The sequence below is a fragment of the Acinetobacter sp. ME22 genome, assembly GCF_022012315.1.
GTDB classification, from domain to species: Bacteria; Pseudomonadota; Gammaproteobacteria; order Pseudomonadales; family Moraxellaceae; genus Acinetobacter; species Acinetobacter brisouii_A.
Map to the genome: position 1 here is coordinate 222,471 of NZ_JAKLTL010000005.1, position 23,728 is coordinate 246,198.

At 40.9% G+C, this 23,728-nt stretch carries 20 protein-coding genes; 9 read left to right on the forward strand and 11 right to left on the reverse strand.

The window, feature by feature from the left end:
- Nucleotides 1-10: 10 nt before the first annotated feature.
- On the forward strand, nt 11-1,183 hold the full coding sequence (fadA, locus tag LVY74_RS09405) for an acetyl-CoA C-acyltransferase FadA (protein ID WP_237814853.1): 1,173 nt from the start codon (nt 11-13) through the stop codon (nt 1,181-1,183).
- A 45-nt stretch (nt 1,184-1,228) separates the two neighbouring features.
- Here fadA and LVY74_RS09410 read toward each other — a convergent pair whose 3' ends face one another.
- Genes LVY74_RS09410 through LVY74_RS09425 form a run of 4 tightly spaced genes read right to left on the reverse strand, consistent with a single transcriptional unit; the run spans nt 1,229 to nt 4,566 of the window.
- Nucleotides 1,229-2,368 carry a hypothetical protein gene (locus LVY74_RS09410; protein ID WP_237814854.1) on the reverse strand — a complete coding sequence of 380 codons (1,140 nt, stop codon included), beginning with the start codon at nt 2,366-2,368 and terminating at the stop codon, nt 1,229-1,231.
- A gap of 37 nt (nt 2,369-2,405) precedes the next feature.
- Nucleotides 2,406-2,933 (reverse strand): GNAT family N-acetyltransferase, encoded by a 528-nt coding sequence (locus LVY74_RS09415; protein WP_237814855.1) that lies wholly within the window; start codon nt 2,931-2,933, stop codon nt 2,406-2,408.
- Nucleotides 2,934-2,980: 47 nt separating this feature from the next.
- Nucleotides 2,981-3,928 (reverse strand): phosphatidate cytidylyltransferase, encoded by a 948-nt coding sequence (locus LVY74_RS09420; protein ID WP_237814856.1) that lies wholly within the window; start codon nt 3,926-3,928, stop codon nt 2,981-2,983.
- A complete protein-coding gene (locus LVY74_RS09425; RefSeq protein ID WP_442862788.1) occupies nt 3,925-4,566 on the reverse strand; it encodes a lysophospholipid acyltransferase family protein in 642 nt (213 codons plus the stop codon). The genes LVY74_RS09420 and LVY74_RS09425 overlap by 4 nt, the downstream gene beginning before the upstream one ends.
- A gap of 311 nt (nt 4,567-4,877) precedes the next feature.
- On the opposite strand from LVY74_RS09425, the gene LVY74_RS09430 reads away from it, so the two are divergent.
- The 5 genes from LVY74_RS09430 to LVY74_RS09450 all read left to right on the forward strand — a co-directional run bounded on the left by LVY74_RS09430 (nt 4,878) and on the right by LVY74_RS09450 (nt 9,279).
- Nucleotides 4,878-5,573 (forward strand): DsbA family oxidoreductase, encoded by a 696-nt coding sequence (locus LVY74_RS09430; RefSeq protein ID WP_151710879.1) that lies wholly within the window; start codon nt 4,878-4,880, stop codon nt 5,571-5,573.
- Nucleotides 5,574-5,744: 171 nt separating this feature from the next.
- Complete coding sequence (locus LVY74_RS09435) at nt 5,745-5,930, forward strand: hypothetical protein (RefSeq protein ID WP_151710880.1); 186 nt, start codon at nt 5,745-5,747, stop codon at nt 5,928-5,930.
- Between the two features lie 13 nt (nt 5,931-5,943).
- The gene (locus LVY74_RS09440; protein WP_237814857.1) at nt 5,944-7,215 is read left to right on the forward strand and encodes a hypothetical protein; all 1,272 of its coding nucleotides are present in this window, start codon (nt 5,944-5,946) and stop codon (nt 7,213-7,215) included.
- 67 nt (nt 7,216-7,282) lie between these two features.
- Nucleotides 7,283-8,191, forward strand: coding sequence for a hypothetical protein (locus LVY74_RS09445; protein WP_237814858.1), 909 nt, complete (start codon nt 7,283-7,285; stop codon nt 8,189-8,191).
- Nucleotides 8,192-8,367: 176 nt separating this feature from the next.
- Nucleotides 8,368-9,279 carry a cation diffusion facilitator family transporter gene (locus LVY74_RS09450; protein ID WP_237814859.1) on the forward strand — a complete coding sequence of 304 codons (912 nt, stop codon included), beginning with the start codon at nt 8,368-8,370 and terminating at the stop codon, nt 9,277-9,279.
- 59 nt (nt 9,280-9,338) lie between these two features.
- Here LVY74_RS09450 and htpG read toward each other — a convergent pair whose 3' ends face one another.
- Nucleotides 9,339-11,261 carry a molecular chaperone HtpG gene (gene htpG / locus LVY74_RS09455; protein WP_237814860.1) on the reverse strand — a complete coding sequence of 641 codons (1,923 nt, stop codon included), beginning with the start codon at nt 11,259-11,261 and terminating at the stop codon, nt 9,339-9,341.
- A gap of 380 nt (nt 11,262-11,641) precedes the next feature.
- On the opposite strand from htpG, the gene LVY74_RS09460 reads away from it, so the two are divergent.
- Entirely contained in the window at nt 11,642-12,049 is a 408-nt protein-coding gene (locus LVY74_RS09460; protein WP_237814861.1) for a hypothetical protein, read from the forward strand.
- Between the two features lie 9 nt (nt 12,050-12,058).
- Here LVY74_RS09460 and LVY74_RS09465 read toward each other — a convergent pair whose 3' ends face one another.
- The 3 genes from LVY74_RS09465 to LVY74_RS09475 all read right to left on the reverse strand — a co-directional run bounded on the left by LVY74_RS09465 (nt 12,059) and on the right by LVY74_RS09475 (nt 13,866).
- Nucleotides 12,059-12,406, reverse strand: coding sequence for a lysozyme inhibitor LprI family protein (locus tag LVY74_RS09465; RefSeq protein ID WP_237814862.1), 348 nt, complete (start codon nt 12,404-12,406; stop codon nt 12,059-12,061).
- Between the two features lie 151 nt (nt 12,407-12,557).
- Entirely contained in the window at nt 12,558-13,142 is a 585-nt protein-coding gene (locus LVY74_RS09470; RefSeq protein WP_237814863.1) for an OmpW/AlkL family protein, read from the reverse strand.
- Nucleotides 13,143-13,509: 367 nt separating this feature from the next.
- Complete coding sequence (locus LVY74_RS09475) at nt 13,510-13,866, reverse strand: YMGG-like glycine zipper-containing protein (protein ID WP_237814864.1); 357 nt, start codon at nt 13,864-13,866, stop codon at nt 13,510-13,512.
- Nucleotides 13,867-14,108: 242 nt separating this feature from the next.
- Between LVY74_RS09475 and LVY74_RS09480 the strand changes: the two genes are divergently transcribed.
- Together LVY74_RS09480 and LVY74_RS09485 are read left to right on the forward strand one after the other, a co-directional pair.
- The gene (locus LVY74_RS09480; RefSeq protein ID WP_237814865.1) at nt 14,109-15,473 is read left to right on the forward strand and encodes an amino acid permease; all 1,365 of its coding nucleotides are present in this window, start codon (nt 14,109-14,111) and stop codon (nt 15,471-15,473) included.
- 128 nt (nt 15,474-15,601) lie between these two features.
- Entirely contained in the window at nt 15,602-16,561 is a 960-nt protein-coding gene (locus LVY74_RS09485) for a cation diffusion facilitator family transporter (RefSeq protein ID WP_237814866.1), read from the forward strand.
- A 58-nt stretch (nt 16,562-16,619) separates the two neighbouring features.
- Here the strand turns inward: LVY74_RS09485 and cysK are convergent, their stop codons facing one another.
- From cysK to rpoC, 3 genes are all read right to left on the reverse strand, one after another.
- Nucleotides 16,620-17,621, reverse strand: coding sequence for a cysteine synthase A (gene cysK / locus LVY74_RS09490; RefSeq protein WP_237814867.1), 1,002 nt, complete (start codon nt 17,619-17,621; stop codon nt 16,620-16,622).
- Between the two features lie 144 nt (nt 17,622-17,765).
- A complete protein-coding gene (locus LVY74_RS09495; protein WP_237814868.1) occupies nt 17,766-19,427 on the reverse strand; it encodes a tetratricopeptide repeat protein in 1,662 nt (553 codons plus the stop codon).
- A gap of 87 nt (nt 19,428-19,514) precedes the next feature.
- Nucleotides 19,515-23,708 (reverse strand): DNA-directed RNA polymerase subunit beta', encoded by a 4,194-nt coding sequence (gene rpoC, locus LVY74_RS09500; protein WP_237814869.1) that lies wholly within the window; start codon nt 23,706-23,708, stop codon nt 19,515-19,517.
- Nucleotides 23,709-23,728: the final 20 nt, after the last annotated feature.

A 23,728-nucleotide genomic window follows, 5' to 3' on the forward strand; every position in this document is an offset into this window, starting at 1 on the left:
AGCAGCGTGAATGACTACTTTAAATCCACGTGACGTTGTGATTGTTGATGGTGTACGTACCGCCATGGGCAAATCCAAAAACGGAATGTTCCGCAATGTACGTGCCGAGCATCTTTCAGCTGCCCTGATTCGTGCTTTGGTGGCGCGTAACAGCTTCGATGTCAATGAAGTTGAAGACGTGATCTGGGGCTGTGTCAATCAGACCCTTGAACAAGGCTGGAACATTGCACGTAATGCAAGCTTGTTGGCTGGCTTACCAAAAACTGTGGCAGGTCAAACCGTCAACCGTTTGTGTGGTTCATCCATGCAAGCGATTCATACGGCAGCTGGGCAAATCGCCACACATCAAGGTGATATTTTCATTATTGGTGGTGTCGAGCACATGGGTCATGTCAACATGATGCATGGCGTTGACCTCAACCCTGAAGCCTCTAAACACTATGCCAAAGCCTCAAACATGATGGGCTTGACCGCAGAAATGTTGGGGCGCATGAATGGCATTAGCCGTGAAGAGCAAGACGCGTTTGGGGTTGAATCACACAAACGTGCTTGGGCAGCGACTCAAGAAGGTCGTTTTAAAAATGAAATCGTCGGTGTCGAAGGTCACAATGCCGATGGTTTTAAAATCTTCTGCGATGTCGATGAAGTGATTCGTGCCGATGCAAACTTGGCAGCATTCCAAGCGCTTCGTCCTGCGTTTGACCCGAAAGGTGGGACAGTGACGGCAGCAACTTCATCGGCTTTGTCTGATGGTGCATCTGCCATGTTACTGATGTCTGCTGAACGTGCTAAAGATTTGGGGCTTAAACCGCGTGCCGTGATTCGCTCAATGGCAGTTGCAGGTTGTGATGCAGCGATCATGGGTTATGGCCCTGTCCCTGCGACACAAAAAGCCTTGAAACGCGCAGGTTTAACGATGTCTGACATTCAAACCATTGAACTGAATGAAGCTTTTGCTGCACAAGGTTTGTCGGTCATGAAAGGCTTGGGCATTTATGACAAGCAAGACATGATTAACCTGAATGGTGGTGCGATTGCGCTCGGTCACCCACTGGGCTGTTCAGGTGCGCGTATTACCACGACTTTGCTCAATGTGATGGAGCAAAAAGATACGCAAATTGGTCTTGCGACTATGTGTATTGGTTTAGGTCAGGGTATTGCGACCATTATTGAACGTATCTAATTTCAGATTTAAAGAAAATCCCCGCTCAGTGCGGGGATTGCTTTTTTAGGACTTAATCGATTTCAATAAACTGGTTAATTGTTCCATGCCATCGAAAGTTGCAGGAATTTTTTCATCAGTCGAAACGATGGAAGAAAAAATAAGATTCTCAAATTTTTCAAAACCTTCTTTATTATTTTCTTTTAAAGTTTTGGAATGTTCAGCATAACTTTGAATAAATTGGCACAAGGTCATTCTGAGTTCGAGTTGTAAAATCTGCGAACGAATCGAATATAAATTATTTAAACAAACCTTTAATAAATAAAACAAAATAACAAGCATCGATATGGTTGGGAATGCAATAAATCCAATAATACTCGGATTATTTTTAAGACTCTCTATATTCAATAAAGCATAGATCAACTCAGAACAAGGTAATAAAACCAATAAACCACCCAACAAGTAAAATCTTTTATTTGCCCAAACCAAAGCCTGATCTTTTACTTCTTTTAAACTGGCAAAACCCTGATATAAACCGACAAAATTAAATGCCGTAGTATAAGTATCTAACTTTTCCTTTAAGGCATTAACCTTTTTTTCTTTATCTTCAAACTCTGCTTTCCAGCTTTCTATTTTAGAAAGTGCCTCATCTTTTGTGCTAATAAACTCTTGTACTTTGCCTATCTCGATACTCGGCAATGCTTTTGCAAGTGCAATCGCATGTTCTGAATGAAATTCAGCCTGCATAATTAAAGTAGGTAAATCATCATAAAAATCTATTGCCCAGTATGACTTCTCTGAAAATCTAGTTCTATTTCTAAGGAAAAAATTTAAGAGAGGATAAAATCCATGACTTTGTTGAACAATAAAATTTCCTCTAAAGCTAGCTTCTCGCAGATAAATGCATAAACAGATCAATATTCGTTCTAAACGAAATAAATTATCCGCATCTTGAAAATTATTAAATCCACCATCCCAAGCGCGTTGAATCTTACAATATGTATGCTTTTTAATCGTAGATAATTCACGATTTAATTGATCGAGATACTCTTGGCGAACACAAGAATCTTTAAAAGGAATTAAAACCCGAGCGATTTCACCTAAAAACCCATCACTGTTTTTATTCGCTTCGGCTACATCAAATAATTTTCTTAACGCCTCTAAATCTTGATGATCAAAGAAATCATCATGTGCTGGTGTTGTCATTTTATCCCCTATTTTATTTCATAAATTTTATAATTATTTAGTGCACTAATTTCACCAAATGCAACACTCGAATATCCTCAACTAAAGGCTGTCCGACATTGGCATCAATTGGATAATCCTCAGTTTCACCTGTCAGCACATAACCCCGACGTAGGTAAAATTCAATCAGCTCGGTTCGGCAAGACAACACCGACATTTCAAAGCCTGTGACTGCAAAATTGGCTTGAGCAAAATCTTCTGCAAGCTGCAATACCTGTTTACCCAAGCCCTGATTTTGTCGCTGTGGGTGTGTGGTCAACATGCCAATATAGGCATGATCTTGCTGTTTCTGAACATGTACGCAGGCAACTAACTCCGCAGCATCAAACATCAATAAAATTTTAGAATCAGCAACAAATAAATCCTGAAGCTGTTCAGCATAAATTCGATTTCCACTGACCACTTCAGCTTCCGATGTCCAACCACGCAGTTCTTTGGAACGGTAAGATAAATTCACCAATTCCACAATCTTAGGAATATGGCGTAATTCAGCTTCAATCAAATTCAGATCATTGTTTTTATTCATTGCATTCTTCTCAAGTTAATCTGATCAATCTGTGGATAATTCAATTTTTATCCACTCCACCAAAACCGCAAAATATGAAAGAAAATCGGTGCAGAAAAACAAATCGAATCAATCCGATCCAGCATACCCCCATGCCCATGAATCAGTTGCCCCCAATCTTTCACCCCACGATCACGCTTAATCGCAGACATCACCAAGCCACCAAAGAAACCAAACACACATAAAATAAAAGCAATCAGCGCGGCTTGCCACGTGTTAAACGGCGTGAGCCACGACATGGCAACACCGACCAACACCGCTAAAAATATGCCGCCCAACAGCCCTTCTACGGTTTTCGATGGCGACAACACAGGTGCAACTTTGTGTCGACCAAACAACTTGCCACAGATGTATTGCAACACATCCGAAATCTGCACTACCAGTACCAACCAAATCACTAGCCAAACATTCGGTTTCCCAAAATGCGCCACATGTAAATTCAGCAAAGCAGGCACATGCGAAATACAGAACACTGACACCATTAAGCCCCAATGAATCTTGGCACTGCGCTCCAAAAAGCGCGTGGTGTCTTCATGTTTTAAGGTGGCAATCGGAATCAGTAGAAATAAATACAGTGGAATAAAAATGGTAAATAAGCCGTACCAGTCGATATACACCAAGTAATACTGATACGGAATCACGATATAAAACGCGATCAACAACGGCAGATAATCCCCGCGCCGCGTGGGTAATAAACTGATAAATTCACGCAAGGCAAAAAATGAAATCAGGGCAAACAGCACAATGACACTGACTTGCCCCAAGTAAATCGCAATACCGAGCACCAACAACATCACCCACCATGCATTGATGCGCATGTTGAGATTGTCGATCACCGCATGCGGGGCAAACTGAATCCGATATTTCAGATAACCACCGATCAGCGATGCAATCAGTAAAATCACTGCCAGTGTTGCGAACAGTGCATTGGTGGTATGGAACTGTTCTAAATTCATTGATATTCAAACTCTTTTAATTTCAATAATTGCTGCTGTGCGTAGGCTAGAAACTCATCTTTGGGCATCTCTTGGGTATGCTGCAAGGGTTCACCAAAAATTACCGTAGACAATAATGGTAAGGGAATAATCGCACCTTTGGGCATCACCCGCTTTAAGTTAGAAATCCACACAGGCACAATTTCCACCTGTGGAAACTGTTGCTGCAAATGATATAAACCACTTTTAAACTCAAGCAGCTCACAATCATCATTCAGGTTACGTGTTCCTTCAGGAAAGAAGATGATGGAATCCCCTTGCGCTAAAATATCTTTCACAGGTTGCAAAGGGTCATCCTCCGCATGTTGCCGATGGCGCTGAATCACCACGCCTGAAAAAGTATCCTGAATAATAAAACGGCGAAAACGGTTTTTCAGCCAGTAATCTGAGGCGGCAATCGGATGGGTTTGATGGCGTACACGACGTGGCAGAGATGACCACAACAAAATGAAGTCAATATGGCTATTATGATTGGCAAAATAAATGCGCTGTTTCAGTTCAGGCTGACAGCCCCGCCAAATGCTGCGCGCACCTGTCAGGAGTCGCGCACTATAGCGTGTCATGATCGACAGCATTTCTGCCATTGCACGCGTCAACATATTGTTCTCCAGCTTGTTTTTATTGCATATTTTTCAGGATGATAATTTTTCATGCCAAGTGATTCGCTGCTCATTGTAGAGAAGCGCCTGCATTGATAAAAGTATTTTTCAACTGATCATGGTATTAGAACAAGCCTATTTTCCCTCTAAGAACATGATTTCTTTGACTATTTTATTCTCTAGTCGGCTTGCATCAACAGGTATCAACCTACTCCACGTTGCAGATTTAACAATCTGTGTTGCAGTCAGTCGCTTTTCATTGCCAACCACAAGGCTTACTATGCTCAATCGAAAGCAAAGAGATGATGAAAATGCGCGTAGATATTTGGTCAGATGTGGTCTGTCCGTTTTGTTATATTGGTAAGAAACGCCTTGAACATGTGGCAGAACAAGCAGGTATCGAACTTGAGATTCACTGGCACAGCTTTGAACTCGACCCAAATGCCCCCGTGAAACATAGCGTAAGCAATACTGAGCGTCTGGCACAAAAATACGGTCGTAGTTTTGCCGAAATGCAGGACATGGAGCGAAATGTTGCAACACTAGCTGCCAGTGAAGGGATTGACTTTCAATGGGAAAAAGCCAATTCAGGTAACAGTTTCAACGCTCACCGCATTATTCACTTGGCGCAAAGTAAAGGTTTAGGCAATCAAGCCAAAGAAGCGTTCTTTCATGCTTATATGACCGAAGGTCTTGCGATTGGCGAACGTGAAGTGATTGAAGAAATTGCCTCTCGAATTGGTTTAGATCATGCTGAAGTTGAGTATGTGCTCGATTCAGATGAATTTGCCGAATTTGTTCGCCATGACGAAAAAATTGCCCATGAACAGCTCAATGTGACAGGCGTTCCATTTTTTGTTTTTGAACAAAAGTATGCGCTATCTGGCGCACAGCCCCGTGAGGTTTTTTTACAAGCATTGCAACAAGCTGAGAAAATTCAGGCAGATACTCATGCAGCACAGTGTGATGATCAACAGTGTGATATTCCCCCTTCTTCAGCGCAGTAATTCTGCGCTTTTTCAAAATAAGAAAAACGTCACATTATTTTTTTTATATATTAAACATATCACTTAATTATCAACTATTTAAATATAGAGTAATGTTTTTCTACAACATGCCTTTTAAACCCAAAGAACTTGTTTATAATTAAAATTATCTGTGCTTTTCGTTGGACTGCTATGCAACGGTTACAAGAATTCCTACAAGAAAAAATTCGCTATGATCAACTCAATTTGGATGAGTTAATCGAACTTGCCAATGAGCATACTCATCCTGACACTGAGGAATACCGTATTTTGGAGTTGGCACTCAATCAACTCTTAACTCAATATCTGAACAAAGCTAAAAATTATATTAGCAAGTGATGTGGCTGAAACGATGAATTTATTAGAAAAAGCGTTACTCATCAAGGATATTCAGCAGACTATTCTGATTATTGATAATGATCGGGCACCCATGATTCAGCGTGCTCAAGCCATTCATCATTTAAAAGAAATTTTCCAAATCTGTGAAAAGCCGATTACGATTCAAGCCCCCAAAGGCATTAGCTCACCTGAAATTTATATTCATTTAAGTAATGAGCTGCTGAAGCTGTCTAAATTTAAAAACAGCTATCGGGGATTATTTCAAGATCGCTCTTTGTTATTGCAAGCGCTCAATCAAAATCCCAATATGGGTTGGGCAATTTTATATGATCAAGAACAACGCTTATGGCAAATTTGGTTGATTCCTCAAGCACGGCGTGGAGCAATCCATAGTAGTTGGCGCGGGCATCTCAATGAAACCTATCAGTGGATGTTACAACAACAAAATCTTTTACAATGTTTGTTAACCGATGATGAATTTAATCAACGCCTAGGGATTTCACCACCTGCACGCACTGATCTGACAGCAGCAGAAACGGCTCAAGCCAATCAGGTCATACAGGAACAGATTGAAGCCAGTGAAGAACCTGTGAAAAATCAGCTCAAGATTCATCAGGTTCTGCCGATTCGTATCGAAGGCTTTAACCAGCTTTGTTTTGAAATTGTATTTCATCATCAAAGTAACATTTCCCGCTACCTGACCTGTTTTAGCTTGTCACAAAGTATTGATGAGATGCACCAAACCCCAACCGTGATTGTAGAACGCATGAATACCCATGGTCAGTTCTTGGGTTATATCGCGATTTTAGGGATTCGTGATCTGCAGACTTCGGCTCAACTGGCACAGCAATATTGCCTACAAACCGATACCATTCTTGCCAGTGTCAAAAGCCTGAGTTGGGGGCAATTTCAAGCCAGTTATGACAATATTGATCTATTATTTGCTGAATATATTCAAGCCAAAAATCTTTGGCAGCAAAAACACACCTACCCCTTTATTCCTGCATCCATGATTTTACCGCAGCGCTTTATTCCTTTTGAAGAAGATGAAGCCAGCTCGACAACGCCATTGTTATTGATTAAAGAACGACAAAAATATCGGGTGGTACATGGTGAAAAACGCTTACAACTATCTCCTGATGAATTAGGCTATCCATGTATTTTATTTTCACGCAATGATGGTGTCACATGGCAGCTGTTCCGTGAAATTGTGGAAACACTACCACAACCGATCCGCGCAGAAACCTTATATGCCCAAACCCAAAAACTACTTTCAGAACGTTAAACTTTTAAGCCACGATTAAAATAGCAACATTAAACTGGCATCATAAACAGATGTTTTTGATGCTTTTATGCTCATGATTCATTGTCAATTTCCTAAATTTATTTTGATGGCTGTGCTAATTTCTAGTGCAAACTGTGCAAATGCGTCTATTCAACGACAGCCATGGCAAAGTTTTTTTAACTTGGCAAGTGATCAACGTTGTCACTTACGGCATTCGCACACAAAGCACCTCTGGCAACCTGCATCCACAAACCCTGATGCACCAGAATTTAACCCAGAATCACCTCAGCTTATTCAAGAATTAATGGCTCCATTTACGCAAGATTCTTTAGCAGAAAAAGCGCTTAAATCTGAACAGAGCCATCGTAAACCGCGTGTTTTCGGCATCAATCACAATAAAACAGCCTCACACAAAAAGGTCAGTACAGACAGCCATTGGGTCAAGCATGTCCTGTCTGATTTATCTAAAATGCTGCCTTTTCAAAATGATATGAATCTCGGTTCAAACTCAGACTCGGATGTTTATGTTGAACTCAGTGCCGAGAAAAACTGGAAACTCAGCCCAAAATTTAGTTTTAATGCCACACAAACTTTTCGCTATGGTGCTGAAAGTCGCAACTATTCTGAAACTAATTTCAAACTGACTCAGCAAGAATCCAAAACTGCGCTTGCTTCGACTCAGTTTTCGGTGATTAAAACTTACGATGAAGCTTATATTTGGGACAATCACTTATTTCGTCAGCAACAGCTCCCCAATGACCGCCGCTTAACCTATGGCATCTATTCCAATGGGATTTATGACAAAACCAAAGGCGACATCGAACTACAAAGTTGGGGGCCTTATCTTTCTTGGCGTCGCCCACTTTGGCGAAAATGGATTTATATTGAAAATGAAGTGTCTTATTACAAAGACTTAACTAGCGATGATGGTCGGCATATCTTTACAACTTCACTGCAGTTTGAAGCTAACTTTTAGTGATCAAGGATTGGGAGATAAGATTCATTTCCAAACTGAAACTATTTTCAATATTCTCAAGACTATTATTTTAAATTAAGTTAATGATTTAAAAGAATTTTTTACAAAAATATAAGTCTTTATTTTAAGAAATCACGTAAACTACGCAGATTGCTCCTTGCTGATAATTGAACTTTATGCTTTTACCTCACTTTGATGATACGCATGATGATGACTTCATTCATCCTGAACAACGCGCTCAAGCGGCGAGTAAAAGTACGTGGGTGAGTGTGGTCATTAATCTGTGTTTGTCGATTTTACAGATCGTCATCGGTCTGTTTTCCAAATCACAAGGTCTAGTTGCAGACGGGATTCATTCCCTCAGCGATCTGATTGCAGATTTTATTGTACTGGTTGCCAACCATTTCAGTCATCAAGATCCCGATGATGATCATCCTTTTGGGCATTATCGCTTTGAAAATGCTGCCTCTTTAATGTTGGGCTTAATATTACTGGGGGTGGGAGTCGGCATGTCGATCTCTGCTATTCATAAAATCATGCATCATGAGGACATTCCTCAAGTCCATAGCATTGCAATTTATGTGGCAGCAACCGCACTGATCGCCAAAGAGCTGCTGTTTCGTTACATGCTGCGCATCGCCAAGCAGGTGAAATCGAGCATGCTGGTTGCCAACGCATGGCACGCCCGTTCCGATGCTGCATCATCTTTAGTGGTTATGATCGGGATTATTGGAAATTTGATGGGCTACCCTATCTTAGACCCGATTGCTGCATTAATGGTTGGCTGTATGATTCTGAAAATGGGCGGTGAGTTTGCATGGGAAGCACTCAGTGACTTAATGGATCGTGCAGCCGATGACAGCGAAGTCCAAGCCATTCGCCAAACCTTTCTCAGTACAGCAGGTGTTAGCGGTGTACATAATATCCGTAGCCGCAAAATGGGTGACATGATTATTGTTGATGCACATATTGAGGTCGATGGTTCGCTCAGTGTCCGAGAGGGACATGATATTGCAGTCAATGTCCGCAATCAGATTATGCAAAAGCATCGAGTGATTGATGTGATCACCCATATCGATCCTGTATGAATTTAACCAACAAAACAAAAAGCCTCTGATCTACAGAGGCTTTTTGATGCAGCAAGCGATTATTTCAATAACAAGCTGTTAATCCGTTTCACGTATGCCGCAGGATCTTCAGGTAAACCACCTTCTGCAATCACTGCCTGATCAAAAATCACATTGGCTAAATCATCGAACTGCGCTGAGTTGTCGAGTTTTTTCACCAATGGATGTTCAGGGTTAATTTCAAGAATTGGTTTGCTCTCAGGAACAGCCTGACCCGCCTGTTTCAACATGCGAAGCAACTGCGGAGACAACTCACCTTCGCTAGTCACCAAACATGCAGGTGAATCGACCAAACGTGTCGTTACGCGCACTTCTTTGGTTTTGTCTTTCAATGAATCAGAGAGTTTTTCAACCACAGGTTTAAAGTCTTCAGCGGCTTTTTCCAATGCCTTTTTCTCTTCAGCATCTTGCAAGTCGCCCAAGTCTACCGCGCCTTTAGACACGCTTTGCATTGGCGTACCATCGAACTCATTGACAAAATTCATTGCCCATTCATCAACACGATCCGCCATCAACAACACTTCAATGCCTTTTTTCTTAAAGACTTCAAGTTGTGGTGAATTTTTCGCCGCTGCCAGACTATCCGCAGTCACATAATAAATGGCTTTTTGCCCTTCTTTCATGCGCGCTTTATAGTCCGCTAAAGAAGTGCTGATGTCGTCATTGGTTGAGGTGGCAAAACGTAAGATTTTTAAAATACGCTCACGGTTGCCAAAGTCTTCGCCCAAACCTTCTTTGATGACTGCACCAAATTCGCTATAGAACTGCTTGAATTTTTCCTGATCTTTTTCATCTTCCGATTTGGCTAAGCCATCAATCACCGTTAAAATACGACGTGCATTGCCTTCGCGAATGGTTTTGACATCACGACTTTCTTGCAACAATTCACGGCTGACATTCAACGGCAAGTCAGCACTGTCGACAACACCTTGTACAAAGCGCAAATAGTTTGGAATCAGATTATCTGCATCATCCATAATAAACACGCGTTTTACATACAGTTTAATGCCTGCTTTCGCTTCACGTGTGAAAAGATCTTGAGAGGCTTTGCTTGGAATATATAAAAGCTGGGTATATTCAGTATTGCCTTCAACACGGTTATGCGCCCAAGCCAATGGTGCTTCAAAGTCATGGGTTAAATTTTTATAGAACTCAACATATTGCTCTTCGGTCACTTCATTCTTGTTGCGTGTCCAAAGTGCACTTGCCGAGTTAATCGCTTCCCATTCATCGGTTTTGACATACTGACCTGCTTTTGGCTCTTCACCTTCAGCCACTTCTTCTTGCTGCCAAACTTCTTTTTGCATTTGAATTGGCAAGCTAATATGGTCAGAGTATTTATTAATGATTTGCTTAACTTTATACGACTCTAAATAGTCCAATGCATCATCACGCAAATGCAAGATAATGTCAGTCCCGCGTGAAGCTTTCTCAATCTGCTCAACTTCAAACTCGCCTGTACCACCGCTAATCCAGCGTACACCTTCAGATGCCGCAGCGCCTGCACGGCGCGATTCAACCGTAATTTTTTCGGCAACAATAAAACCAGAGTAGAAACCAACACCAAACTGACCAATCAGTTGCGCATCCGATTTTTGGTCACCTGTCAGTTTAGACATAAAGTCTTTCGTCCCTGACTTGGCAATTGTACCCAAGTTTTCAATCGCTTCTTGCTCAGTTAAACCAATCCCATTGTCTGAAATAGTTATAGTCTTTTGCTCTTTATCGAGGCTGACACGGACATGCAGGTCCGCATCATCTTCATAAAATTCTGGGTGATTGATCCCTTCAAAACGAAGTTTGTCGCAGGCATCTGACGCGTTTGAAATCAATTCACGTAGGAAAATTTCAGGATTGGAATATAGTGAATGCGTCACGAGATGCAAAAGTTGGGCAACCTCTGCTTGGAAACTATAATTTTGTGAAGCTTTTTGTTCGCTCATGAATCACTCCTTTTTTCATATCAATGTGAGGAATAACGATGAGCTATTGATGGAGCTATTTCATCAGATTTCAATAGGGTTCAATCATCCAAACTGAGATTTATCACCAATCAGGTCACTGAACTCCTGCTATACAAGATTGAATATGCTATATTAAGAAAATATATATAATAACTTTTATATTCTTCTAATCTATGATTTTATTAATTTTTTTAAACATAATTATCTGTTACTACAATGTCTTGATTAGCCTTATTCCTACCCTGATTATAAGTCTGATTCTGTGTAATAAAGTCAACCAAAGTTTGGTTTTTATTCGGTTGACCAATACACGAAACTTAATTTGTAGTTATGTTTTATGCTACGTTGCCTTTATTGCCATGATGGCATTTGATTTTAGCGATTTGAAATGTGAATCAACCGTCAGCATTTTTGAACAATTGATTGTTGGAGCAATATTATCCAGTATTGCCTATATATATCTTTATGCTTATCTTGTTATTTTTATTGGTTTTGCAAATACCATCAATCGACTGGTCATGCGAAAGTCTCAGGTAAAGCAGTTTCTCTTTCCTGCATTTTTTCTCACGACATTATTGGCAATCTGGGGTTTAAACCTACTTGCCGATCTAGAACTATTGAATGCCTTGCCGCGGCGTATCGTTGCATGGAAAATTATGCTGATTGTATTTCCATTAACTCCGCTCTTTATCACTTTTGCACTGGCGATCTATCGCAAGAGAAATCAAAAGTCTATTTCTTTTCCCCAACCACCAAAACTACCTTAAATGTAAATCTTAAAATGGGCCATGACTTAGAATTCGATTTTGCACAATTTGATCAAGCTGCTGCTGACGCTGTTGATAGGCAGTACTTAAACATGTTGTGTTTGCCCCGCATTGGTTGCGTGATTTGAGCCATCGCCACTGTATTTCCTTTTGTTGGTCGCGCCCACCCATCGGCAGTGCATGTAAAACAATTGGATAGATTGTTGCCATTTTGACATCTGCATCATTCAGTGCACGTACCTGACAAATGGTTTTTTCTGCGGTTAAATGAGCTTTCTCACATGCAAAACTCGCAGCTTGAGCAGATGAACCTACAACTAAGACAATCATTCCACTGATCAAAATACTTTTCCACATAATCTGCTAAACTCCAACATTATAAATGGGGTGTGGTTATTTTAAGCTGCAAATAAGTCAGTATGGATAATGATTTTGTCTAGTTTTATATGCAATAAAAAACCCCATTCAAACGAATGAGGTTTTAGTTCTAACTCTGTTGCAAAGAGACTTAGAAACGGTAGCTATAACCGATTGTGTAGACCAATGGGTTAATATCAAGATTGAAGCGAGTACCATCAGTTAAAGTCACTTTAGGACTTAAATCTGCATAACGTACATCGGCAAAGACACCCCAGTTTTTCGCATCGGCAGGTTGGAAGTTAAAACCAACTTGACCAGCAAAGCCATAGTCATTATCAACTTTTTCAGCTAAGCCTTTTTCATCCCATGCCAAGAATGCAGCACCACCCACGCCAATATATGGTGTAAAGCGAGTTGAGTTTTTGAAGTTATATTTTACTGTTAATACAGGTGGCAATTGCTTCAAACTAGCCACTTTCGTACCGTTTGCCAATACATCATGGTTGACAGGCGCAGCTAATAATAATTCTGTTGAAACATTGCTATCGCCAAAGAAGTATTCTACAGATGGTGTAAATGCATATTCATGATCTGCTTTTACCGTTGTTGTTCCACCTAATGTTGTATCACTTGTTGCAGAGATAACACTACCACCTACTTTAACTTGAAAGTTACCTGCAAATGTTGCAGAAGATGCTGCTAATAATGCTAGGACTAATGCTTGTTTCAACATTTTTAATACCCCTTTTTTAGATTAACTAGATATTAAAAGTTGATTTAAATGATTGCAATACATTTTTTTACAAGAGTATATTAATTATTTACAATAGACTGTTTTTAAAGTAAATATTTTTATATCCTATTATTTTAGTTGGTTTTTTAAATCTTTAAATATTATATCCTAGTATTTTAATATGATTAATAAAATATTATCTTGAGTATTTTTATCTGATTTTAATAGTTTATTTTATAATTTACTTCTTATTAAGCATCATAAATAAAACAGAGTGTGAAACCAGTCTTATTTTTATCAAAAATGTATCTATTTATGATAAAAAAATAAGGCAGTGTATTAACTATCACTGCCTTGCTTGAGATGATTATTTGTTCTCTTGTATCGCAGCGCCTGCACCACCACCAATTGCACCGCCAATTGCAGCACCGACATCGCCACCTAAGACACTTTTACCAATCACCGCACCAACACCTGCGCCAATTGCACTACTGGTTGTTGTGCGTGAACTACCATTTTGTGTATGACTTCCTACACCTGCACCTGCTGCTGCACCAACCCCTGCACCTAGACCACCACCGACATGATTACCTGCACCACCACCAATTGCTCCACCTAAAGCAGCCGCCCCAATACGCTGATTTGAAGGAGACATGTCTTGACATCCCCCCAACATCATGCCTGATAAAACGGTCATAAGGCAGGCACTGACTAATTTTTTCATCATTCTTCTCCATAATAAATTATTTAAACATCGACTATCAGACTAAGCTTTTTTCTTACAAACATTCATCACATTTTGTTACGCCCAAGCGCTTTGTTGCTATTTTTTGTAACCCCAGTGTTTTGCACTTATAAAGCGCAAAAAATGAACCGATTTGTAGCAGAAAGCACTAAATAGGGAAATATTGTGTGAACTCATAGTGAAGCTTCTATACAATATGCGCGCACGAATTGGAGTGAACAATGTCAGAGACATCTACTTTACAGCGTGGGCTTAGCACACGTCATATCCGTTTCCTTGCACTCGGTTCAGCAATCGGTACAGGGTTATTTTATGGTTCAGCATCTGCAATCAAGCAAGCTGGCCCATCGGTCTTACTTGCCTATATGCTTGCAGGAGTTGCGATTTATATCGTGATGCGCGCATTAGGAGAAATGGCGGTTCACAATCCTGTTTCTGACTCATTCAGTCGTTATGCTTCCGAATATCTCAGTCCACTGGCAGGTTTTACTACAGGTTGGACCTATGTCTTTGAAATGGTGATTGTTGCAATTGCCGATGTCACGGCATTTGGTATTTATATGGGGTTCTGGTTCCCCAATGTCCCGCACTGGATTTGGGTACTCTCGGTCATTTTATTCCTTGGTGCAATTAACCTGATTCATGTCAAAATCTATGGTGAAGTCGAATTCTGGCTGTCGATTGTCAAAGTCACTGCAATTATTGCCATGATTTTAGGTGGTTTTGGCATCATGCTGTATGGCATGCATCTTCCAAATAGCGACTTCACCCCAGGGATTGCTAATTTATGGCAACATGGTGGTTTCATGCCCAATGGTATCGCTGGATTTATTGCCTGCTTCTCGGTTGTGGTATTTGCTTTTGGCGGTATTGAAATCATTGGTGTCACAGCAGGTGAAACCCAAGACCCAAAAACCGCAATTCCACGCGCCATTAATGCCGTACCCATTCGTATTATTCTGTTCTATGTCCTGACGATTTTTGTGTTGATGTCGATTTTCCCATGGAATCAAATTGGAACTTCAGGCAGTCCATTTGTGCAGATCTTTGAAGGTTTAGGCATTAAATCTGCGGCAGCGATTCTCAATGTTGTGGTGATTACTGCGGCTGTTTCAGCCATTAACAGCGATGTTTTCGGTGCAGGTCGTATGATGTACGGTATGGCACTCAAAGGTCACGCACCCAAAATTTTCTGCAAAACCTCTAAAAATGGCGCACCATTGATGCCTGTTGTGGTCATGACACTTGTGCTTTTAGTGGGTGTGGTTCTGAATTATCTCATTCCAGAAAATGTCTTTGAAATCATTGCCTCTATCGCCACCTTTGCAACGGTGTATGTCTGGCTCATGATCTTACTGGCACAAATGGGTATGCGTAAAAAACTCAGTGTTGAAGAAATCAAAAAACTGGATTTCCCTGTGATTGGCTGGCCGATTGCCCCAATTCTGGCAACAGCTTTTATGATTTTTGTGATTGCGATGATTGGCTACTTCCCTGACTCACGCCCTGCGCTGTATGTCGGTGCAGCATGGCTGGCATTACTGGCTGTTGCACATAAGTTTTTGGTTTCAGAAAAAGATAAATAAGAACTGAATCACATTGATTCAACTCAAAGCCTTGTTGAAACACTCAACAAGGCTTTTTTATGTTTATAATTTTAACAAGCCTAAAATACTCACATCCCACTCGTAGTATGTCACTTTGAGAATGATTCATGAAAAAAGCCCAACATCACCATCGTGTAATTTATATTGCACTTTTGGGCAACCTAATTATTGCAGTTGCCAAATTTATTGGAGCTTTTGTCACTTCTAGCGCCGCGATGCTCAGCGAAGCAGTGCATTCTGTCGTCGATACGCTCAATGAAATTTTGCTGCTCTACGGTTTAAAAAAATCCCAACAACCACCCGATGAAGAACATCCTTTTGGCTATGGTCGTGAACTGTATTTTTGGTCATTTATCGTGGCATTACTGGTATTTGCCTTGGGTGCAGTCGTGTCGATTTATCAGGGCGTTCATCATATTTTTGAACCTGAGCCGATAAGTTCGCCATTCATCAATTATGTCATTTTGGTGGTGGCGTTTCTTTGTGAAGGTTTTTCATGGTTAACGGCTTTAAAAGGTTTTCGCAAATACAAAGGCAATATGGGCTACTTTGAAGCATTCCGCAAAAGCAAAGATCCGACCACATTCACCGTTTTATTTGAAGACAGTGCTGCACTGGTTGGCTTAGTCATCGCCTTTCTAGGTGTGTTTTTATCACACTATTACCATGCGCCAACACTCGATGGCATTGCCTCTATTTTAATTGGCTGTATTTTGGCGATTGTCGCCTTCTTGATGGCACGTGAAACCAAAGGTCTACTGATGGGTGAATCTGCCGATCCTGCGCTGCCTAAGCACATTTTAGAACTTGTTCAGCAAGATCATGCCGTACTGTATGCCAATGGAGTTTTAACTCAGCAAATGGGCGCACATCAGGTGATTGCCTCTCTGAGTTTAGAGTTTAAAGACAATCTGACCTCCGATGAAATCGAAGCCTGTGTCAATCGTTTAGAAACACGGGTCAAACATTTGCATCCTGAAATTGTGGGGCTATTTATCAAACCACAAACCAAACAGGTTTGGTTACAACGCTTGGCTGAACGTCGCCACAGCGCACAGCAAAACTAAATACGCATAATAAAAAAGACAAGGCATTTACCTTGTCTTTTTCATGTCTGTTCTGTACTTATTCGTCAGCGAACAAGCCTTCAAACAATACGGAAGATAAATAACGCTCACCACTATCAGGTAAAATCACCACAATGGTTTTATCTGCATTTTCAGGGCGTTCAGCCAGTTTAGCAGCAGCGGCCAACGCTGCACCACATGAAATACCGACTAAAATCCCTTCTTGAGTGGCAGTTTTACGTGCCCATTCCAACGCTTCTTCACTAGCAATTGGCAAGACTTCATCGACCAAATCAAGGTCTAGGTTCTTAGGAATGAAGTTTGCACCAATCCCCTGAATTTTATGTGGTGCTGGGGTAATGCTTTCACCACGTTTGGTTTGACTGATGATTGGGGATTCAGCAGGTTCAACCGCAACTGAATATAACGGTTTGTTTTGTACTTGTTCAAAGTAACGCGAAATCCCTGTGATCGTACCGCCAGTCCCCACGCCAGACACTAAAATATCCACCTGACCACCTGTCGCCTGCCAAATTTCAGGGCCAGTGGTGTCTTGGTGAATTTGCGGATTCGCTGGATTTTCAAATTGTTGTGGCAGGAAGTAAAGCTCAGGCTGTTCTGTAGCAAGGCGCACAGCTTCATCAACCGCACCTTTCATGCCTTTTGCAGGTTCAGTCAGTACCAAGTTTGCGCCAAGTGCTTTGAGTACTTTACGACGTTCAAGGCTCATGCTAGCAGGCATGGTTAAAGTAATCGGATAGCCTTTTGCTGCTGCAACAAATGCCAAAGCAATACCTGTATTACCACTGGTTGGCTCAACAATGTGCATGCCTGCTTTAAGTACGCCACGTTTTTCCGCATCGGCAACCAGTGCTGCACCTACACGACATTTCACTGAAAATGCAGGGTTACGGCTTTCGATTTTCGCCAGAACTGTTGCACCGCCTTGAATAATACGGTTAATTCGAACCAGTGGTGTGTTACCAATTGCTTCTGCATTATTGGCATAAACGGCAATACCTAAGTTCGCAGGGGCTTGAAATTGTGCATCAGTTGCCATGAGTCTTCCTGAGTGATTTTTTAAAGATGATTTTAAAATCATAAACCGTTTTAATTCACAATCTCAAACAATCTTGCTCGGCATTTATGAATTTTTATGCTAAGCATATTCGATAAGCCGCTAAGCAAAGCCTGTTTTTGTTGATTAAGTTCTAAAGGGATTATGTGAGCGTTTTACGTTAAAAGTTTTATCTGCTGTTTGTCCCAAATACTGCAAGGTACTCTCATGCTGTAATGCGCCAACTGATAAAAAGATTTTTTCCATTGCGGGTAAAATACTTTGGTAATCCACATAAATACGATTTAATTTTGGGTCTAGGTCAATTTTTTCATCATTCCACTGGGTAATATAAATGGTGCGGCACTCCTGCTCTTCTTTAAAAGCATAGTGCTTAATCAGATAACGTAAAGGTAATAGGATTTCTTCAATCAACTCAGCTTCATCTGAGTTTTCAGCTGGATTGATCTCTTTGATTAATTTCTGAATATCTGCAATTAACTCTCTCACAGACTTATTCACCTGATCAATTTTGAGTTTATATTCTTCCCAACCATTATCTTGACAACTGCCCTTTTCACGACAAAATGTCCATTCTTCGCGCTGTGCCACATGGATTAAACCCGAATCAGGATCAAAGTAAATACAGCGATACAAAGGCAGTTTTAAATCAGAGAATTTTGGCTGTTCTTTACTATTTTCAGAATCTTCTTTTTGCTGAATTTTTAAATTTCTTAAATCTACTAATACCTGTTCTAAGATGAATACATTATGATTAAGAAAATTAAAATTAGATTGATTTTCAAATAATGTAGAACGATTCATCACAAGACTAACACCCGATGCTTCTCGTTGATTTTCTTTACCATATAAACGGAATTGATTGAGTGAATCATGGTGCAACGTAAAACACCCAATAAAGGATTTATGCTGTTCAATTTGAGCATTTGGTTTTTCTTGGGCTTTTAAACTGAATAGCTGATGAATCAATGCCCCTTCTGTCGGGTCATTCATAAAATCAGTTGGGTTGAGTCTAAGTTTAGATACTTGCTGTTGATTCTTATGATCTAGCATCAAATAAGCAACGCTAGGTGTAGTATAGTGGGCAATCAAATTATCTTTATCTTGCTCAATTATTAATAATGATAATATTTTTTTTATTTTAGAAAACATTAAAAAATATTGATCTCGATTCTTCATTTTTATTATCTTTTTAAAAAGATTAACTTGATAATGTATTTCTCTTAAGTATTGTTCTTGATCAAATTTAATTTGTGTAAATTTTTTATAAACTTCATGAAGTTTATTTTGATCCAAATAGATAGAAAGTATCTCCCACTGCGCTTTAATATATAACTCCTCTTGGCTCTCTAAAACATTACCATAAAATACAATCGCTTGATCAAAGTCCTTATTAAAATAATATATATAACCTAAAGTATATTGTGCTTTTGAATACCATTCTTTTTCTTCTTTTGGAATATGCTTAAAATCAAGTATTGCTTCTTCTACTCTTTCCTGCTTCAAACAGCAAAAACCTAAATTGAATTGTACTCTTGCAGACCACCATTGCTTTTCTTGCTGAATATTTCGGTACGCAACAATCGCTTTTTCAAGTTTTCCTTGATATTGATAAATCTCTCCTAAAATTACTTGTACTGAAACATAGGCTTTTTGAAATTCTTGACCTTGATTGGGATTAATCTCAGAAGAAAGTTGTTCAAATATTTCTCTAGCTTGATCAATTTCATCTTTCTCAAACAAATCTTTAGCTTGTTTAAATTGCTGAATTGCTTCTTCTAAATTCATTTTTTAAATATTCCTATTGTTATTTTCAAAGTATATAAACAAAAAAAGAGCCTCGAAAGGCTCTTTTTTTAGTCAGTCAATTCAATCTTAGAATTGGCTTTCATTTAATGCTTGGCTAAATGCTTGATCAACATCACTAAAGTCATTGTGAAGTTCGAACTCAGCCGCTTCAGCTTCTTGACGACGACGCTCCAAGTGATACGCAAGACCCGTACCTGCAGGAATCAAACGACCTACAACCACGTTCTCTTTCAGACCACGCAAGTCATCTTCTTTACCTGTTACAGCCGCTTCAGTTAACACACGAGTGGTTTCTTGGAACGATGCAGCAGAAATGAACGAGTCAGTAGAAAGCGACGCTTTGGTAATACCCATCAATTGACGCTCAAATTTCGCAGGGAATTTGTTTTGCGCTGCAACTGCTTGGTTTTCTTGTACCATGCGGATGTAATCGACTTGCTCACCTTTGATGAAGCTTGTATCACCGCCATCAGTGATATCCACTTTACGCAACATTTGACGTACGATAACTTCAATGTGCTTATCGTTGATTTTTACACCTTGGAGACGGTAAACGTCTTGAACTTCGTTCACGATGTAGTTGGTCAACGCCACTTCACCTTTCAAGCGTAAGATGTCATGTGGGTTTTGTGGACCATCAGAAATGGTTTCACCACGGTTCACATGTTCACCTTCGAACACGTTGATGGTACGCCATTTCGGAATAAGCTCTTCATAAATCTCAGAGCCATCGTCTGGGCTGATCACAAGACGGTTCTTACCTTTGGTTTCTTTACCGAAGCTGACAACACCTGACACTTCTGCCAAGATTGCATGTTCTTTCGGCTTACGTGCTTCGAACAAGTCAGCTACACGTGGCAAACCACCAGTAATGTCACGAGTACGTGAAGTTTCTTGTGGTACACGACCAATAACGTCACCCACACCAATCGTTTCGCCATCACGGACAGTCACGATTGTGTTTTGTGGTAAGAAGTAGAACTGTTCAGTGCCATCTGCCGTATCAAGTACGATTGCAGGACGCATATCTTTACCAGATACAGGACGAGCTGTTACAGGCAAGATTTCAACAGTAGTCATACCTGTTGCATCATCAGTTTTTGATGTTGCAGTTACGCCATCAGCAATTTGAGAGAAACGTACTTTACCTGCCACTTCTGTTACAAGTGGATGTGTATGCGGATCCCAAGTTGCGACTACGCCGCCAGCTTCCACGATTTCGCCATCTTTCAATACAATGCTTGCACCGTATGGAAGTTTATAGCGTTCGCGTTCACGACCTAAATCATCTGCAATACCGATTTCACCTGAACGTGAAACAGAAACCAAGTGACCTTTCGCATGTTGTACAGTTTTCACGTTATGGAAACGTACAGTACCTTTGTTACGCACTTGTACGCTGTTTGCCGCAGAAGTTCGGCTCGCTGCACCACCTACGTGGAACGTACGCATGGTTAACTGTGTACCTGGTTCACCAATTGACTGTGCTGCCATAACACCCACAGATTCACCTGGGTTCACCAAGTGACCGCGAGCCAAGTCACGACCATAACATTTCGCACATACGCCAAATGTAGATTCACAGTTTACAACTGAACGAACTTTAACTTCGTCGACACCTGCTTCTTCAAGATAAGCTGCAATTTTCTCGTCGATCAATGTACCACGAGGCAATACAACTTCATCATCAGATGCACGTTTTACATCTTCAGCTGTTACACGACCCAATACGCGGTCACGTAATGGCTCGATCACGTCACCACCTTGAATGAGTGGAGTCATGACTAGACCGCCTGCTGTACCACAGTCAGGTTCAGTGATGACCAAGTCTTGTGCAACGTCTACGAGACGACGAGTCAAGTAACCTGAGTTCGCAGTTTTCAATGCGGTATCGGCCAAACCTTTACGCGCACCGTGCGTTGAAATAAAGTACTGGAGTACCGTTAAGCCTTCACGGAAGTTCGCCTTAATTGGCGTTTCAATGATCGAGCCATCTGGTTTTGCCATCAAGCCACGCATACCTGCAAGCTGACGAATCTGTGCTGCACTACCACGGGCACCAGAGTCAGACATCATGTAGATACTGTTGAATGATTTTTGCTTCTCGTCTTCACCTTTCTTGTTTTTCACAAGGGTATAAGACAAGTTATCCATCATCGCTTTCGCTACTTGGTCGTTAGTACGTGCCCAAATATCGACAACTTTGTTATAGCGTTCACCCGCAGTGACGAAACCTTGTTCGAACTGTTGTTCGATTTCACGAACTTCAGCTTCTGCTTTGTCAATAATCGACTGTTTCTGTGGTGGAATAAGCATGTCTTCCATACCTACAGATACACCAGAACGAGTCGCTTGACGGAAGCCAAGGTACATCAATTGGTCAGCAAAGATAACGGTATCTTTCAAACCAAGTTTACGGTAGCAAGAGTTGATCAATTTAGAGATGTTTTTCTTAGTCATCTCAAGGTTGATTGACTCGAAGCTTAAACCTTCAGGAACGATTTCCCAAAGCAAACAACGACCTGGAGTTGTATCTACAACGATCGTTTGTTTTTCACGTTCGCCATTTTCGTTGATCACAGTTTGGTATACACGTGCTTTTACGCGAGCGTGCATCGCCACTTGACCTGTTGCAAGCGCACGGTTTACTTCGTGAGTATCCGCGAACATCATGCCTTCACCTTTGGCATTTACCGCATCACGGGTGATGTAGTAAAGACCCAAGACAACGTCCTGAGATGGAACGATGATTGGCTCACCGTTGGCAGGTGACAAGATGTTGTTGGTTGACATCATTAACGCACGAGCTTCTAACTGAGCTTCAAGTGTTAATGGTACGTGTACCGCCATTTGGTCACCGTCGAAGTCGGCGTTAAACGCTGTACATACGAGTGGGTGCAAACGGATTGCTTTACCTTCGATCAGGATTGGTTCAAATGCTTGAAGACCCAAACGGTGAAGTGTTGGCGCACGGTTCAACATCACTGGATGCTGACGAATGACAGATGCCAAAACGTCCCAAACTTCTGGAGTCTCGCGTTCAACCATTTTCTTCGCAGCTTTAATGGTTGTTGCCTGACCTGAAGCTTGTAGTTTCGCGAAAATAAACGGCTTGAATAGTTCAAGTGCCATTTTCTTCGGAAGACCACACTGGTGCAAACGTAAAGATGGACCAACGGTAATTACCGAACGACCAGAATAGTCAACACGTTTACCCAACAAGTTTTGACGGAAACGACCTTGCTTACCTTTGATCATATCAGCCAAAGATTTAAGCGGACGTTTGTTCGAACCTGTAATCGCACGACCACGACGACCGTTGTCTAACAAGGCATCCACAGATTCTTGCAACATACGTTTTTCGTTACGTACGATGATGTCTGGTGCAGCCAAGTCTAAAAGACGTTTCAAACGGTTGTTACGGTTAATCACACGACGGTAAAGATCGTTCAAGTCAGAAGTCGCGAAACGACCACCTTCAAGTGGTACAAGCGGACGCAAGTCTGGTGGAAGTACTGGAAGTACGTTCATCACCATCCATTCTGGCTTGTTGTTTGACTCTTTGAATGCTTCCATCAATTTCAGGCGTTTAGATGCTTTTTTCAACTTCGTTTCAGAAGTTGTTTGAGGAATTTCTTCACGCAAACGTGTAATTTCAGCTTCAAGGTCAATGTCTTTCAACAAGTCTTGAACCGCTTCTGCACCCATTTTCGCAGTGAATTCATCACCGTGTTCTTCAAGTGCATTGAAGTATTCTTCGTCAGTCAGAAGTTGATACTTCTCAAACGGAGTCATACCTGGATCTGTGACAACGTATGATTCGAAATACAATACACGTTCGATATCACGTAATGTCATATCAAGAAGCAAACCGATACGGCTTGGTAATGATTTCAAGAACCAGATGTGTGCCACTGGAGATGCAAGCTCGATGTGACCCATACGTTCACGACGAACTTTTGCAGTTGTTACTTCAACGCCACATTTTTCACAAATGACGCCTTTGTATTTCATACGCTTGTATTTACCACACAAGCATTCGTAATCTTTTACTGGACCAAAGATTTTGGCACAGAACAAACCATCACGTTCTGGTTTAAACGTACGGTAGTTGATTGTCTCTGGCTTTTTAACTTCACCGTGAGACCATGACTTAATCATTTCTGGTGACGCAAGACCAATACGGATGCGATCAAACTCTACTGGAGCATGACCGTCTGAGTCCGTCTTTTTGCGCATGATATCGAGCAAGTCTTTCAATTTTTTTCTCCGTGTGTTGT

Bases quoted from the DNA above. Each gene is read 5' to 3' on its own strand.
- fadA (WP_237814853.1), top strand. From the start codon at position 11: ATGACTACTTTAAATCCACGTGACGTTGTGATTGTTGATGGTGTACGT.
- LVY74_RS09410 (WP_237814854.1), bottom strand. From the start codon at position 2,368: ATGACAACACCAGCACATGATGATTTCTTTGATCATCAAGATTTAGAG.
- LVY74_RS09415 (WP_237814855.1), bottom strand. From the start codon at position 2,933: ATGAATAAAAACAATGATCTGAATTTGATTGAAGCTGAATTACGCCAT.
- LVY74_RS09420 (WP_237814856.1), bottom strand. From the start codon at position 3,928: ATGAATTTAGAACAGTTCCATACCACCAATGCACTGTTCGCAACACTG.
- LVY74_RS09425 (WP_442862788.1), bottom strand. From the start codon at position 4,566: ATGTTGACGCGTGCAATGGCAGAAATGCTGTCGATCATGACACGCTAT.
- LVY74_RS09430 (WP_151710879.1), top strand. From the start codon at position 4,878: ATGCGCGTAGATATTTGGTCAGATGTGGTCTGTCCGTTTTGTTATATT.
- LVY74_RS09435 (WP_151710880.1), top strand. From the start codon at position 5,745: ATGCAACGGTTACAAGAATTCCTACAAGAAAAAATTCGCTATGATCAA.
- LVY74_RS09440 (WP_237814857.1), top strand. From the start codon at position 5,944: ATGAATTTATTAGAAAAAGCGTTACTCATCAAGGATATTCAGCAGACT.
- LVY74_RS09445 (WP_237814858.1), top strand. From the start codon at position 7,283: ATGCTCATGATTCATTGTCAATTTCCTAAATTTATTTTGATGGCTGTG.
- LVY74_RS09450 (WP_237814859.1), top strand. From the start codon at position 8,368: ATGCTTTTACCTCACTTTGATGATACGCATGATGATGACTTCATTCAT.
- htpG (WP_237814860.1), bottom strand. From the start codon at position 11,261: ATGAGCGAACAAAAAGCTTCACAAAATTATAGTTTCCAAGCAGAGGTT.
- LVY74_RS09460 (WP_237814861.1), top strand. From the start codon at position 11,642: ATGATGGCATTTGATTTTAGCGATTTGAAATGTGAATCAACCGTCAGC.
- LVY74_RS09465 (WP_237814862.1), bottom strand. From the start codon at position 12,406: ATGTGGAAAAGTATTTTGATCAGTGGAATGATTGTCTTAGTTGTAGGT.
- LVY74_RS09470 (WP_237814863.1), bottom strand. From the start codon at position 13,142: ATGTTGAAACAAGCATTAGTCCTAGCATTATTAGCAGCATCTTCTGCA.
- LVY74_RS09475 (WP_237814864.1), bottom strand. From the start codon at position 13,866: ATGAAAAAATTAGTCAGTGCCTGCCTTATGACCGTTTTATCAGGCATG.
- LVY74_RS09480 (WP_237814865.1), top strand. From the start codon at position 14,109: ATGTCAGAGACATCTACTTTACAGCGTGGGCTTAGCACACGTCATATC.
- LVY74_RS09485 (WP_237814866.1), top strand. From the start codon at position 15,602: ATGAAAAAAGCCCAACATCACCATCGTGTAATTTATATTGCACTTTTG.
- cysK (WP_237814867.1), bottom strand. From the start codon at position 17,621: ATGGCAACTGATGCACAATTTCAAGCCCCTGCGAACTTAGGTATTGCC.
- LVY74_RS09495 (WP_237814868.1), bottom strand. From the start codon at position 19,427: ATGAATTTAGAAGAAGCAATTCAGCAATTTAAACAAGCTAAAGATTTG.